Here is a 15,069-nt window from a genome sequence, read left to right as displayed (position 1 = left end):
CTATGAATAAATTTCTATTAAAAGCTCTGGTTTTGACCTCAGTAAATATTGCAGTTTTTGCAGACGCTCAATTTAGAACTCGTAACAGGATGGACAGGTTGGAGGAATTCGACCAGCAAAAGTTCAGTTGGGGTTTCTTTTTGAACGGGAATAAAATGGATTATCGCATTGTGCTAGATCCTAGATATGGGATGTACGATAATCATACATTGGTAAAATCTAAAGAAAGTTATAGTTTTGGTGCTGGTTTAATTACCAAATTCAGACTGAATGACTATTTGGATGTAAGAGTAGAGCCAGGTTTGCAGTTTGCCCAAAGACAACTTACTTTTAATACACAGTCCAACGATTTTTACAAAGACGGAAATCCTCAAAATGCACCGTTTATTCCTATTGCATTGCAAGATAAAGACAAAGTAAGAGAGATTAAATCAACTTTAATAGATGTTCCTGTACTTTTAGAACTCCATGGAGAAAGATGGTATAATTCTAGACCTTACATTGCAGGTGGTGTAAATTATATCGTTAATTTACAGTCGAATTCTTCTTCTCCGGATGATAACTTACAGCAGACATTCAGATCTACAACGCATAACTTTGCATGGTCTGCAGAAATGGGAATTCAGTTTTATTTCAATAAATTTAAGTTAACTCCAGCGGTTAGAGGAACTTTCTTCATGAATAACGAAATGGTGGCAGATAATGCCTCAACACCGCCATATTGGTCTGCTGCAATTTCTACTTTGCAGACAAGAGCAGTAATGTTTGTTTTGAAGTTTGAATAAAATAACAAAAAATTAATAATAAAAGGAGTTGCTTGGCATCTCCTTTTTTGTTTTTTTCAAAATATAGAGATATTTATTTTTATTGATGGCAATATTTTCCTATTTTTGCTATAAGTTAGAATATAAAGCCTGAAATGCTTCAAGAACTAGAAACTCAATTTTCAGAACTGGAAAAAAGGATTCTGAATCTTCAGAAAAGTTATCAGAATCTTTCTGAAAAATTTTCTGATCTCAGCGAGGAGCATCAAGAACTGAAAAAGAAATATGAAGAGGAAAGAAAAAAAAATCAGGTATTAGCAGAAGAACAGAAAAATATAAAATTGTATTCGGCAATATCAGGAAATCCTGAACACAACAGACTTATGAAAAACCATATCAACAGATTGGTGAAAGAAGTAGACTTTTGTATTGCGCAGCTTCAAAACAGCGGATTATAATGGAGGTAAGGAGAATAACCATTAATATTGCAGGAAGAATTTATCCTCTTAACGTACCCGCAGCCGAGGAAGAAACCTTACGCAAAGTGGGGAAGCAAATAGAAAATATGATTAAAGATTTTGAACAAAATTTTGATGTAAGAGATAAACAGGATGCTTTGGCTATGTGTGCCCTTAAGTTGGGAACTAATGCTGAAGTGGTGAGTCTTAATCATGAAAAAAATATAAAATCTTCCAGCGAACGATTGAAAAGCATAAATCAGACCCTGGAAGAATTTGGGAATTAGTAATTTTCCCAAGAAAATCTGCCTACAGTAATTCTAACACATTAAAGGTAAACTCAACGCTAAACAATTACCGAACAAATGTCCATTGAATGGCGCGCCGGAATTCCGGATTACAGACAGTGGAAATCAGTTCAAATCGTGTTGATTAGGAGTTTACTCTATATCACTGGATTACTGTAGGTTTTTTTGTGGGTATTTATGAAAATATAACATTGCGAAAATGTTTAATTTATACAATATCAATAAACAATTAGACAATTAAAACTCAATATATACTATGACAGCAACCGCTATTATTATAAGCGTTATTTGTCTGGTAATCGGAGCGGTAATAGGGATGGTTTTCTCTAAAAGTTCGCTGAATACCAAGGCAAAATTTATTATAGACGATGCAAAGAAAAATGCAGATAATTTGTTGGATAAAGCTACAGTACAGGCAGAATCCATAAAAAAAGAAAAGCATCTCCAGGCAAAAGAAAAGTTTCTGGAACTGAAATCTCAGCATGATGCAGACATTCAGGTAAGAGAAAAGAAAATGCAGGAGGGAGAAAAGCGTATTAAAGATAAAGAAAACAAGCTGAATGATGAGCTTAGTAAAACCGGAAAACTAGAAAAAGATCTGGATAAGCAAATTGCTGATTACGCCAAAAAAAATGAAATTTTAGAGAAAAAACAGCATGAACTTGATTCTGCTACTGCTAAAAAAGTAGAAATGCTGGAAAGAATTTCTAACTATACAGCAGAAGAAGCTAAGGCAGAATTGGTAGAAACCATGAGAGCTGAAGCCAAAACAAGAGCTCAGGCACATGTTCAGAGCATCATGGAAGAAGCTCAGCTAAATGCAAAGAGTGAGGCTCGTAAAATTGTAATTCAGACTATCCAGAGAATTGGTACAGAGCAGGCAATCGAAAATTCAGTTTCTGTTTTCAATATTGAATCTGATGAAGTAAAAGGTAGAATTATTGGTAGAGAAGGTAGAAATATCCGTGCTTTGGAGGCCGTTACAGGTGTAGAAATTATTGTAGATGATACTCCGGAAGCAATTTTACTTTCATGTTTCGATCCTGTAAGGAGAGAAATTGCAAGATTGTCACTTCATAGATTGGTAACAGACGGAAGAATTCACCCTGCAAGAATTGAAGAAGTTGTAGAGAAAACAAGAAAACAGATAGAAGAAGAAATTATAGAAGTAGGGAAAAGAACGATTATAGATTTAGGTATCCACGGTTTGCATCCTGAATTGGTGAAAATTGTTGGTCGTATGAAATACCGTTCTTCTTACGGGCAAAATCTTTTACAGCACTCAAGAGAAGTTGCCAATATTGCGGCAACAATGGCTGCTGAATTAGGCCTGAATGTAAAATTAGCGAAAAGAGCCGGTTTATTACACGATATTGGTAAAGTTCCGGAGCAGGAGTCTGAACTTCCACATGCTTTATTGGGAATGCAGTGGGCAGAAAAATATGGTGAAAATGCAGAAGTTGTTAATGCAATCGGTGCACACCACGATGAAGTAGAAATGACTTCTCTTTTATCTCCAATTATTCAGGTTGCAGATGCTATTTCGGGAGCAAGACCGGGAGCAAGACGTCAGGTTTTAGAATCATATATTCAGAGATTGAAAGATCTGGAAGCTGCAGCTTTAAGTTTTGAAGGAGTATCTTCTGCTTATGCAATTCAGGCAGGTAGAGAACTAAGAGTTATGGTAGAAAGTGGCAGAGTAAATGACGAGATTGCAGCACAGCTTTCTTACGATATTTCAGAGAAAATTCAGAATGAACTTACTTATCCGGGACAAGTAAAAGTTACGGTGATCAGAGAAACTAGAGCAGTAAATATTGCTCGATAATTCAGGTTAAAAAATAATATGAGTCCTTTCAGAGAAATTTGAAAGGATTTTTTTTAGAAATTATAATTAATAACGGATTTTAATGAGCCGGTACTTCAATTTGAGTAATTATTCATATTGAAGTCTTCAATTCTAATTTATCCGTAATTTTGCAAAAAATCATAATTGTGATTAATAACGAACAAATAAAAGATACTCAGCTAAGAATAGAAGATCTTCACAGATACCTTCAGATTGATAAAAAGAAGATTGAAATTTCTAATGATGACGAAAAAACAGCTGCTCCCGAATTTTGGGATAATCCTAAAACGGCAGAAGCATTTTTGAAACAGCTTCGTTCTAAAAAGAAATGGGTGGAAGCTTACGAAGAAATCAATACTCAGTTTGAAGATATGCAGGTTTTAATAGAGTTTGCCAAAGAAGATCCCGAATCCGAAAAAGAACTGGACGAATCTTTTCCTTCGCTTTTGGAAAAAATAGAAGATTTAGAATTCAAAAATATGCTTTCTAATGAAGGCGACGAGTTGTCTGCTGTTTTACAAATTACAGCTGGTGCAGGGGGAACTGAAAGTTGCGATTGGGCTTCGATGCTTATGAGAATGTACACCATGTGGGCAGAAAAGCAAGGCTATAAAATTCGTGAGTTAAACTTTCAGGAAGGTGATGTTGCAGGGGTAAAAACGGTTACGCTGGAAATTGAAGGTGAATTTGCCTTTGGATATCTACGAGGCGAAAACGGAGTACACCGTTTGGTAAGAATTTCTCCTTTCGATTCTAATGCAAAACGACATACCAGTTTTGTATCTGTATATGTTTATCCTTTGGTAGACGATACCATAGAAATTAATATTAACCCTGCAGATATTTCTTTTGAAACCATGCGTAGTTCTGGAGCTGGAGGACAGAATGTAAATAAAGTGGAAACAGCAGTTCGTCTTCGTCATGCTCCTACAGGAATTATCATCGAAAATTCAGAATCTCGATCTCAGCTTCAGAATAAAGAAAAAGCCATGCAGTTGTTGCGTTCTAGGTTATATGAAATGGAACTTGAAGAGAGAATGAAAGCCAGAAACGAGATTGAAGCCAATAAAATGAAAATAGAATGGGGAAGTCAGATCCGAAATTATGTGATGCATCCATATAAACTCGTAAAAGATGTCCGTTCGGGTTATGAAACCTCCGATGTAGATGCGGTGATGAATGGTAACCTTACTCCATTTTTAAAAGCATTTTTAATGGCAGATGGAACAGCGGTTTCAGAAGATGATTTAGACCTATAAATCTGGTATAAGAATTTTCGTTAAAATATGCTAATATATTTCCTTTTCAAGAGTATTAAGCTTATTTTTGCTACACATCATTATTTATGGAAGATATCAATAGTTGGAAAGATTTATTAAACCCTGAACTTTATATTAAAATGGGAGGGTTTTGGCTTATTTTATTCATCGTATTTGCCGAAACAGGTTTATTTATTGGGTTTTTCTTACCGGGAGACTCACTGCTTTTCGTGTCAGGAATTTACGCCGTTGAAATTATTAAAGAAACTTTTGGTTCTACAGGTAGTGATTTTTTAGATACTACATTATTATCTTCTGCGGTTGCTTTTGCTGCAATTGTTGGTAATCAGGTAGGGTATTGGTTCGGGCGTAAAACAGGTCCTGCTTTGTATAACAAAAAAGATACAATGCTCTTCAAAAAGAAATATTTGTATCAGGCTCACGATTTTTTTGAAAAAAATGGGGCTTTGGCAATTATAATGGCTAGATTTTTACCCGTTGTAAGAACTTTTATGCCGATTGTTGCAGGGATTGTAAAGATGGACAGAAAACAGTTCGTAAGAGATAACATCATTGGAGGTATATTATGGTCTTTTATCCTGATTTTTGCCGGACATTATCTTAATGAACTTTTCCGAGCTCAGTTTGGGATAGATTTAAAGGATAAACTGGAATTTATCATTATCGTTATTGTTCTTATTACCACTGTCCCAGTTATTCTTAAATTTGTATTTGGTGCCCCAAAAGGAAATCCAAAACTTGAAGACGAAAGACTGGAAGAGCTTATAGATAAAGAAGAAGATTAAAAAATAGAATAACCTGCATTTTTGCGGGTTATTTTTTTATCCATTCCAAAATTGCGGGATATATAATGGTATCTCTCTTTTTTTTATTGAAAAATCTAGGAGCGTGCCCTGTTTTATCCATAAAAATAAACTGATGGGGAACTTTCTTTTCAGTTAGAGCAGAATCTAATGCTAAACCTTGTCTGTAATTCACTAAAAAATCCTGATTTCCCTGAAATAATAGAGTAGGAACATTACTGATATTTGCTATCGGACTTGCTGTTTTGAATTCTTCCGAGAGATTTTTTCGGTTAAAGTTCGAACCTACCATTTTTTGTACAGTTCTGGAAGTGTATCTGGAATAAAAAGAATGCAAATATTCTGATGAATAGAAATCTGTGGGGGCACTTAAAGAGATGATTTTTTTAATTCTTTCAGGGTTTCTGTATCCGTAAAGCAAAGCAAGATGTCCTCCTGCACTTTCGCCCAAAATGATATAATGATCTGGAAGAAGTTCAGCTTTTTCCGAAAGAGAATTGAATTTTTCAATCGCTGAATGAATATCTTCCAGCTGATCTCTGTAAGTAATATTTTTAGAAACCAAACGGTAATTGATGTTGATGCTTGGAATGTCATTTTCAAACAACAATTTCTGAATATTAATCATGTGTTCTTTGCGTCCGTATTTCCATGCACCACCATGTACCAGCAAAACTACAGGAGAATCTTTAGAATATTCTGCGGGTAAAAAAATGTCCATTTTTTGGCGTTTATGTTCGCCATATTTCAAATTGTAGATTTTCTGACTATTATTTCCCACCCAAACCCGAAATTTTGTGTTGCAAGAATTCAAAATAAAAACACTTAATCCTAAAAAAATAATAGGGAATTTCAGAACCGGTTTTTTCATTAAGTAAAGATATAAAGAAAACTATAATTTCTAATGAGGAATTATTCAATCTTTTATGCTGAAAACAGAATCGAAAAGTTACCAAAATTAAAATTTATCCTAAAAAAATCTATACTTTTGCGGGGTATTAACAAAGATTAAAAATTACTTAAAATATGGCTTCAGGTTTTTTTGCAATTTTAGACGATATTGCTGCTTTAATGGATGATGTAGCGGTTACAAGTAAAATTGCAACCCAAAAAACAGCAGGAATTCTTGGGGACGATCTTGCGGTAAATGCAGAAAAAGCCACCGGTTTCCTATCTTCAAGAGAAATTCCGGTACTAATGAAGATTATGAAGGGATCATTCATCAATAAATTGATTATTATTCCTTTTGTATTTCTTTTAGAATGGCTCTATTCTCCGGCAATTAGTCTTATTTTAATTATTGGTGGATTTTACCTTGCATACGAAGGAGTAGAAAAAATTGTAGAATTTTTATTTCACAGAGAGAAAAAAGGACAGGAAGTTATAGAAGAATCGGATGATGTTGTGGAAGACGGCGAAGTTGCAGAAAAAACAAAAGTAAAATCTGCTATCACAACAGATTTTATTCTTTCTCTAGAAATCGTCATTATAGCACTTGCTTCTGCAAAAACAGGTTACGAAAGCTTAAAATCTCAATTTAATCCTTTTCTAGTGGAAATTGTTACTGTTTCTATTGTTTCCATTATTGCAACGATTGGGGTTTATGGAATTGTCGCACTCATTGTTAGAATGGATGATGCTGGTTTTAAACTGATTAAAAAAAGTAACGATAAAGGTATAATAGGTAAATTAGGACATTTGCTTGTAAAAGCTCTTCCTTTCGTGATTAAGGCTTTGGGCGTAGTCGGAACTATTGCTTTGATTTTGGTTGCAGGGGGAATTTTCGATCATAATATAGACGTACTTCATCATGTTTTACCAGATTGGAATGAAATGGTTAAACATATTATTTACGGTCTTACAGGCGGTTTAATAGCTTTGATTTTGATAAGTGCTGGAAAAAAAATATATAGTCTGGCTACAAAAAAAGTTTAAAACTCACTAAAATACTGATATATCCTCATTCCGTATGGTTTGAGGATTTTTTATTACAGTTTTAGTCTGGAAGACTACATCCAGATATTGTTATAACTGAAAAATTACCCTAACTTTACATTCTCTTTTTTAAAATAAAAAGCTAGAAAAAAGTTACATGTATTTAGTTTTTGACACAGAAACCACGGGTTTACCAAAGAATTTCAACGCTCCTCTTTCGGATTCAGATAACTGGCCAAGAATGGTGCAGATTGCATGGCAGTTGCATGATGATGACGGAACTTTAATTGAAAACCAGGATTATATCATAAAACCGGAAGGATATGATATTCCTTTCAACGCCGCAAGAATTCACGGGATTACCACCAAAATTGCTCAGGAAGAAGGTCGTGAACTGGAAGAAATTCTCAACGAGTTTTCTAAAGTTTTAGAAAAAGTAAGAGTAGTTTCCGGACATAATGTTGAGTTTGACTATAACATCGTAGGAGCCGAGTTTTACCGAAAAAATATAAAGGATAACCTTCAGGAAAAGCCTAAAGCCGATACCATGATTCTGGGGACAGATTATTGTCAGCTGGGTGGCGGAAAAGGTGGACGTTACAAATCTCCCAAACTGGAAGAATTGTATGAAAAACTATACGGTCATAAATTTGATGAAGCTCACAATGCGGCTGCCGATGTTAATGCAACGGCTCAGGTTTTCTTTGAAATGATGAGAATCGGGGTAATTCCTGCTGAGATTTTAAAAATTTCTGAAGATCAGCTTTCTTATTTTAAAACGCTTTATCCCAATCCGATCAAGCCTTTCAATATTGTAATCAGAAGGCAGGTTGCAGACTTCAACAGTAAGAAAAAGCAGCAGGATTTTGGAAGTGTTGAAGATATTGATCTTGGAAAATATTTTAATTTTAATAGTCACAGTGTTTTTTCTACTTTAACGGCTACTTCCAGTATTAATGATTTAATTAAAAAAGCCGCAGAAGACAATTTTCCTGCTGTGGGAATGGTAGATTTGGGGAATATGATGGGGGCTTTCAAGTTTGTTTCGGCAATAGAAGGTGCGAATGGTGACCGGGCGAAAAAGCATAAAGAATATCTGGCAAAAAAACAGGAAGCAGAAGAAAAGGGAGAAGAATTTAACGAAGAAGAACCTGTTTCAGAACCTTTGATACCTGTTGTAGGCTGCGAATTTTATATTTCAGACCGCTACGAACAGAAGCAGTTTACCAAAGATGATCCGGACAGAAGAACGCAGGTGGTTTTGCTGGCGAAAGATTTTAACGGATATAAAAATTTAGCTAAACTTTCAAGTATCGGTTTTCTTAAAGGCTTTTATTTCGGAGTTCCAAGAATTAGCCGCGAATTGATTGCTGAATATAAGGAAGGTATCATTGCGTTAACTTCAGGAATTCATGGAGATATTCCGGATGCTATTCTCAATACCGGTGAACAGAAAGGAGAGGAGCTTTTCAAATGGTGGAAAGATACTTTTCAAGATGATTTCTATGTTCAGATTCAAAATCACAAGCTGCCCGAAGAAGAGCATTTGAATGATGTTTTACTTCATTTTGCAGATAAATACAGTGTTAAAATTTTAGCTCAGAACGAAACTTTTTATACCAATAAAGATGATGCTAATATTCAGGATATCGTAAGCTGTATTAAAGACGGAGAGAAGCTTACAACGCCTGTAGGTAAAGGTTTTGGTAAAAGAAGAGGTTTGGCGACAGGCGAGTATTACATCAAAAATTCTGATGAAATTAAAGAAGCATTTTTAGCTTATCCCGATGCTTTTGAGGCATATGAAGAATTTACGGCTAAATTTAAACCCTATACTTTAAAAAGAGATGTTCTTTTGCCGAAATTTGATATTCCGGAACAGTTTATTCATCCTAAAGATGATATAGATGGTGGAAAGCGGGGTGAAATGGCCTATTTAACGCATTTAACATACGAAGGTGCAAAAAAAAGATACGAAGCAACCGGAATTACTCCCGAAATAAAAGAACGTCTTGATTTCGAACTGGAAGTAGTTGCCAATACGGGCTATCCGGGCTACTTTTTGATTGTGCAGGATTTCTGTAACGAAGCCCGTAAAATGGGAGTTTGGGTAGGTCCCGGTCGTGGTTCTGCAGCAGGTTCTGCCGTTGCGTATTGTATTGGGATTACCAATGTAGATCCTATAAAATACGATCTTCTTTTTGAAAGATTTTTGAACCCGGAAAGGGTTTCTATGCCCGATATTGATATTGACTTCGATGATGAAGGTCGGGATAAAATCATCAAATGGGTGGTAGAAAAATACGGTAAAACTCAGGTGGCACAGATTATTACTTATTCTGTTTTGGGTGGTAAATCGGCAATTAAGGATGCCGGAAGAGTTTTAGATGTGCCGATTCCCGATACCAATAATATTGCGAAGCTTATCCCGCCAAGTCCGGGGATGAATATTGCCAAAGCTTTATCTAAATATGATAAACTGAAGCCGGAAGAACAGCAGCTCGTTGATGAGATGAAATACGTTCTGAATACCCCAGATGATGCCCGACACGATGTTTTGGCAAGTGCCAAAAAGATGGAAGGCTGCATTAGAAATACAGGAATTCATGCATGCGGGGTCATCATTACGCCTGAAGATGTAAGTAATCTTGTTCCTGTAACCATTGCGGCAAAAGATGCTGATATTTTGGTGTCTCAGTTTGATAACTCGGTGGCAGAAAGTGCAGGACTTTTGAAGATGGACTTTTTGGGGCTCAGAACTTTAACCATTATAAAAGATGCTTTAAAACTGGTAAAAGCAAGATATAATGTTGATATTGATCCGGATTTGATTCCGCTTGATGATGCAAAAACCTATCAGCTTTTTAAAGAAGGAAGAACAGTCGGGATTTTTCAGTATGAAAGCCCGGGAATGCAGAAATATATGCGAGAACTGAAGCCTACGGTTTTTGCCGATCTCATTGCTATGAATGCTCTTTACCGACCGGGACCTATTAAATATATTCCGAATTTTATTAACCGTAAACACGGAATTGAGGAAATTGTTTACGATTTACCCGAAACCGAAGAGTATTTAAAAGAAACTTATGGTATTACCGTTTATCAGGAGCAGGTAATGCTTCTTTCTCAAAAACTGGCGAACTTTACCAAAGGTGAAGCCGATACGCTGAGAAAAGCAATGGGTAAAAAGCAGATAGACGTTCTGAACAAAATGTACCCGAAATTTATTGAGGGCGGAAGAAAAAATAACCTTAATGAAGAACGTTTAGAAAAAATCTGGAATGACTGGAAAGCCTTTGCAGAATATGCTTTCAACAAATCTCACTCTACTTGCTATGCCTTCATTGCTTATCAGACCGCTTATCTGAAGGCCAATTATCCGGCAGAATATATGGCGAGTGTAATGAGTAATAACATTAACAATACCGACTCTATTACCATGTTTATGGAAGACTGTAAAAATATTGGTGTAGATGTTTTGGGACCTGATGTGAATGAATCTCAGTATAAATTTTCTGTAAATGAAAAAGGGCAGATACGTTTTGGTCTTGGAGCGATTAAAGGAATTGGAGAGGGACCAAGTGAAGCCATAACCAAAGAAAGAGAAAACGGAAAATTCAAAAATATTTATGATTTTTTTGAAAGAATTTTACCTTCCCAAATGAATAAAAGAGTAGCCGAAAGTTTGGTTTTGGCAGGAGCTTTTGACGAATTGGATGCGTATCACCGCGGTCAGTATTTCGATATTGATATGGCTGGAAGAACCAATTTAGAAAGATTGATCCGTTACGGACAAAGTTTTCAGGAAAGTAAAAACGAAATGGAGAATTCTCTTTTTGCCGATTTTGCCGAAGAAGTTCAGATTGAGCAGCCAAAATTACTTCCTTGTCCGGAGTGGCCAAACATGCATAAGCTCAATAAAGAAAAAGAAATTATTGGTTTCTACCTTTCGGCACATCCGCTGGATGAATTCAAATATCAGTTCCAGTTTATGCAGGGGCAACTGTCTAAAAATGCAGTATTGGAAAAAGGTGAGGAGATAAAACCTATTATTGAAGAAGTTCCGATTATTGAGCAGGATAAAACGGAAGATTTAACAGATTTAGCAGAAATTATTTCGGATGATATTGTGGCGGGAGAAGAGGAAGAAATTATTGAAGAAATCACTAAAAAAGCAGAACCAAAGGGCGTTTTCGGATTTTTGAATCTGGATGAGGTTGATACTTATAAAGAGCAGGCTTTTGCCAACAAACAGGAAGAACTCTTTGAAGAAAAGAAAAAAGACTGGAAAACGATTCAGAAAGAAAGAGAAAACGGCGGTGGCGGAAAAGAATATACTGTGGCAGGCTTAATAACTGAATATGTTGTAAAAGACGGTTTCAGAAGTGGTGAAAAAGTGGCTTTTCTTACCTTGGAAGATTATTCAGGATCTTATTCTTTCAGGTTAGGCGATAGAGATTATATGAAACTGAAAGAAAAGCTTGAAGTACAGCGGTTTGTTATTTTAAAAATAAAATTTGCACAGGTAAAAGACGGAAGGGTTTTTGTGAATGTAAATGAGGTAATTGAGCTACAGGAAGCTTTTGAAAAATATGCCAAAAGTATTTCTTTAGTAATGGATGTAATGGATTTCCGTCCCGAAGATTTAAACTTTTTCCGTACTGTTCTGGAAAGAAATCAAGGTTCACAGAAAATTAAGTTTTTTATTAAAAACAATGATGATGACTCTCAAATAGAGTTGCAATCTATGAAGCAGTCTGTTGATCTTAATGGAGATCTTATAAAGGAGATTCAGCTTTTAAACAAGTATGAGTTTTATTTGAATTAATGTATCTCTAAAATATTAAAGATTAAATCGCAGTTCAGATTATTTTGAACTGCGATTTTATTTGAAATTAATTTAATTGTTAATAAATAGAATATGATTGTTTATAATAGAATTAAACAAATGTTTAGTAAATTTTTAATGCTTTAGAGTTTGTTCTAGTATATTTTTAAAAAAAATGATAATTTGTTTAAATTGGAATGTTAATTTTTATTAAATTAGCAACCTAATTTTAATTTAACTGAAATGAAAAAAATTTTAAATTGGTGTTTAGTATTTCTTTCGATAGGAATAACTGCACAACAAGTCTCCTCTACAATTGGAGCTGGCGCAAATAATTCTTCTGGTACAAATGGTGATCCTATTTATAGATCTAGCAGCACAAGTTCTTACCATTATTCAAAATCGGTTCAATTATTGACTGCTGCTGATTTGAATTCTTCTGGGATTCAAAATAATTATCCTGTAAATTCAATAGCTTATTACAAGACTTCTGCCTTTAATGTTTCAGGTACTAATTCTTGGACTATAAATGTTTATTTAAAAAATAGTTCTGCAACAGCTTTAGCATCTGGAACATCATGGACTACAATGACTACCGGAGCAACTCTTTTCTATACTGCTACAATTAATAGTACCAATAATTTTCCATCTACAGAAGGTTGGGTAAATTTTGATAATAATACAGGAAATAATTTTACTTATACTGGAGGTGCAATTGAAGTGTATATTGATTGGGTTCCTGGAACTTCAATGGTCAGTCCATATACTGGAGGGGCTTTTCAATGGAAATATGATTCTACAAATTCTGTTCAAGCATTGGGTACAAGTAATTCTTCTGCTATTGCAACTAGTAATGCAACATATACAACGCAAACAAGGAGATATCAGACACGTATAACTTATACTGCTCCGGCTTGTACTGGTACTCCTGCTCCAGGAAACACAATTTCATCTACAATACCAAGTTGTCCTGGTGCTTATGTAACAAATTTTAGTTTGCAAAATGTTGTTCCTGGTTATGGAGTAACATATCAGTGGTATAATAATTCAGGAGCTATTGCAGGAGCTACTTCTTCAACTTTGAATAATATTACAGTTACTTCATCAGATTCTTATTATTGTGGAGTGACTTGTTCAGGAATTACTACAAATTCTTCGCCAATAAGTGTATCTCCATCACCTTCATTAGTTCCATCTTATTCTAATGACTTTGCAACAAGTGCAGGAGCATGTACTTCTCAAGTTTCAGGAGGATCTCCTACAGGTACTGCTCCTACAGGAACAACTGCTTATTGGACTCAGAACAATTGGTTGAATTCACCGTCTGCAAATACTGGAAATGGATCTATGAGAATGAATTTGTATAGCACTAATAGAGCTGGTTGGCTTAAGATGCCATCAATAAATCTTTCGGCTGGAGGATATAGAGTGAAGTTCGATTATGGAGCAACTACGTATTCAGGAACTGCTGTTTCTGCAATGGGAAGTGATGATGTGGTACAATTTGTTGTTTCTCAAGATGGAGGTAATACATGGACTGTTTTAAAAACATGGAACGCTGCTAATTCTGCAGGTAATACAACGTCAACTTATAACCTTAATTTAACAAGTTATACAAATGCAAATACAGTATTTGCATTTTATGGAAGTGATGGGACAGTTGATGACAGTGAAGATTATAATTTTTACATTGATAATTTCGTAGTTGAAACTATCCCTAGCTGTGATGTTCCCTCGAGCTTAACTTCTTCAAATATTACAGCTAATTCAGCTAGTGTATCTTGGGTTGCCTCGGTTTCTGCTCCTGCTAACGGATATGAAATATATTATAGTACTTCTAATACAGCTCCGACTTCTACAACTATCCTTAATTCAACAAACTCTGTAGCGTCCTCAAGTCTGACGGCTCAGATACCAAATTTATTATCTGCAACAACATATTATGTTTGGGTGCGTTCTGTATGTAGTACTACTGATAAGAGTTCTTGGTCTCAGTCCTCTTCATTTATGACATTATGTGCAGAAGTGGCAAACATCAATGAAAATTTTGATACTACTTCAACAAGTGGAAGTATTTTACCAAATTGCTGGAGTAAACTAGTAACTGGTACATCATCAAATGCTTATGTTCAGGCAAGTACTATTATGAGTGCTCCTAATAATTTATATGTGTACGCAAATAGTGCAACAGAGCCTGTTATTGTAAAGTTGCCAAGTATTTCTACATTAAGTACAGGTAATTATGCTATTAAATTTAAAGGAAGAGCTAATTATACTCTTGGAGGAAAAATTGATGTTGGATACATGACGGATCCTACAGTTGCTTCTTCTTTTGTAATTTTGGGTACTTACACAACAACAAGTACTACAACAGTAGATGATTATTATTTGGCAATTACTGGAGTACCAGCGGGTGTTACAACATTAGCCTTAAGAAACGCAGGTACACCGGCTTATAGTGTTTTAATCGACGATGTTAGGTATGATTTAGCAAGTGTATTAAATACAAATGATGTTTCGTCTCCTGTTAAAAATAACATCAAAGTATATCCAAACCCATTTACTGATGTGTTGAATATTTCAGACATTAAAAATGTGAAATCTATTTCTGTGATGGATGTTGCTGGAAGATTGGTAAAATCTTTCGAAAAACCAACAGCTAATCTTCAGTTAAGCGAATTGAGTGCTGGAATGTATTTAGTTGTTCTTCACATGAATGACGGTACTAAGCAAACTGTAAAAGCAATTAAAAAATAATTTTTAAAGTTATTATAGTGAAGGTGGTCTGAGAAGGCCACCTTTTTTTTATTGTAAAATGTAGATATGTTTGTGATTTTAATATTT

General features: G+C 35.1%; 10 protein-coding genes. 9 read left to right on the top strand and 1 reads right to left on the bottom strand.

Annotation, left to right across the window (positions count from 1 at the left end):
* Positions 1-2: 2 nt before the first annotated feature.
* The 6 genes from IV513_RS04965 (at position 3) to IV513_RS04940 (ending at position 5,444) form a co-directional block, all read left to right on the top strand.
* A complete protein-coding gene (locus IV513_RS04965; protein WP_209389407.1) occupies positions 3-785 on the top strand; it encodes a porin family protein in 783 nt (260 codons plus the stop codon).
* Between the two features lie 134 nt (positions 786-919).
* Complete coding sequence (locus IV513_RS04960) at positions 920-1,222, top strand: hypothetical protein (RefSeq protein WP_209389406.1); 303 nt, start codon at positions 920-922, stop codon at positions 1,220-1,222.
* Positions 1,222-1,509, top strand: a complete 288-nt coding sequence (locus tag IV513_RS04955) for a cell division protein ZapA (RefSeq protein ID WP_209389405.1) — start codon at positions 1,222-1,224, stop codon at positions 1,507-1,509. The genes IV513_RS04960 and IV513_RS04955 overlap by 1 nt, the downstream gene beginning before the upstream one ends.
* Before the next feature lie 277 nt (positions 1,510-1,786).
* Complete coding sequence (gene rny, locus IV513_RS04950) at positions 1,787-3,358, top strand: ribonuclease Y (RefSeq protein ID WP_209389404.1); 1,572 nt, start codon at positions 1,787-1,789, stop codon at positions 3,356-3,358.
* A gap of 167 nt (positions 3,359-3,525) precedes the next feature.
* The gene (gene prfB / locus IV513_RS04945; RefSeq protein WP_209389403.1) at positions 3,526-4,638 is read left to right on the top strand and encodes a peptide chain release factor 2; all 1,113 of its coding nucleotides are present in this window, start codon (positions 3,526-3,528) and stop codon (positions 4,636-4,638) included.
* A gap of 86 nt (positions 4,639-4,724) precedes the next feature.
* A complete protein-coding gene (locus IV513_RS04940) occupies positions 4,725-5,444 on the top strand; it encodes a DedA family protein (RefSeq protein ID WP_209389402.1) in 720 nt (239 codons plus the stop codon).
* 28 nt (positions 5,445-5,472) lie between these two features.
* Here the strand turns inward: IV513_RS04940 and IV513_RS04935 are convergent, their stop codons facing one another.
* Positions 5,473-6,183 (bottom strand): alpha/beta hydrolase, encoded by a 711-nt coding sequence (locus IV513_RS04935; protein ID WP_245168863.1) that lies wholly within the window; start codon positions 6,181-6,183, stop codon positions 5,473-5,475.
* Positions 6,184-6,488: 305 nt separating this feature from the next.
* On the opposite strand from IV513_RS04935, the gene IV513_RS04930 reads away from it, so the two are divergent.
* The 3 genes from IV513_RS04930 to IV513_RS04920 all read left to right on the top strand — a co-directional run bounded on the left by IV513_RS04930 (position 6,489) and on the right by IV513_RS04920 (position 14,982).
* Positions 6,489-7,397 carry a DUF808 family protein gene (locus IV513_RS04930; protein WP_209389400.1) on the top strand — a complete coding sequence of 303 codons (909 nt, stop codon included), beginning with the start codon at positions 6,489-6,491 and terminating at the stop codon, positions 7,395-7,397.
* A 157-nt stretch (positions 7,398-7,554) separates the two neighbouring features.
* On the top strand, positions 7,555-12,225 hold the full coding sequence (gene dnaE / locus IV513_RS04925; protein WP_209389399.1) for a DNA polymerase III subunit alpha: 4,671 nt from the start codon (positions 7,555-7,557) through the stop codon (positions 12,223-12,225).
* A 243-nt stretch (positions 12,226-12,468) separates the two neighbouring features.
* Positions 12,469-14,982 carry a T9SS type A sorting domain-containing protein gene (locus IV513_RS04920; RefSeq protein WP_209389398.1) on the top strand — a complete coding sequence of 838 codons (2,514 nt, stop codon included), beginning with the start codon at positions 12,469-12,471 and terminating at the stop codon, positions 14,980-14,982.
* The last annotated feature ends 87 nt before the right edge of the window (positions 14,983-15,069 follow it).

Source organism: Chryseobacterium sp. RR2-3-20 (assembly GCF_017808115.1).
Lineage (GTDB): Bacteria > Bacteroidota > Bacteroidia > Flavobacteriales > Weeksellaceae > Chryseobacterium > Chryseobacterium oryzae.
This window is presented reverse-complemented; position numbering and strand designations above follow the sequence as displayed.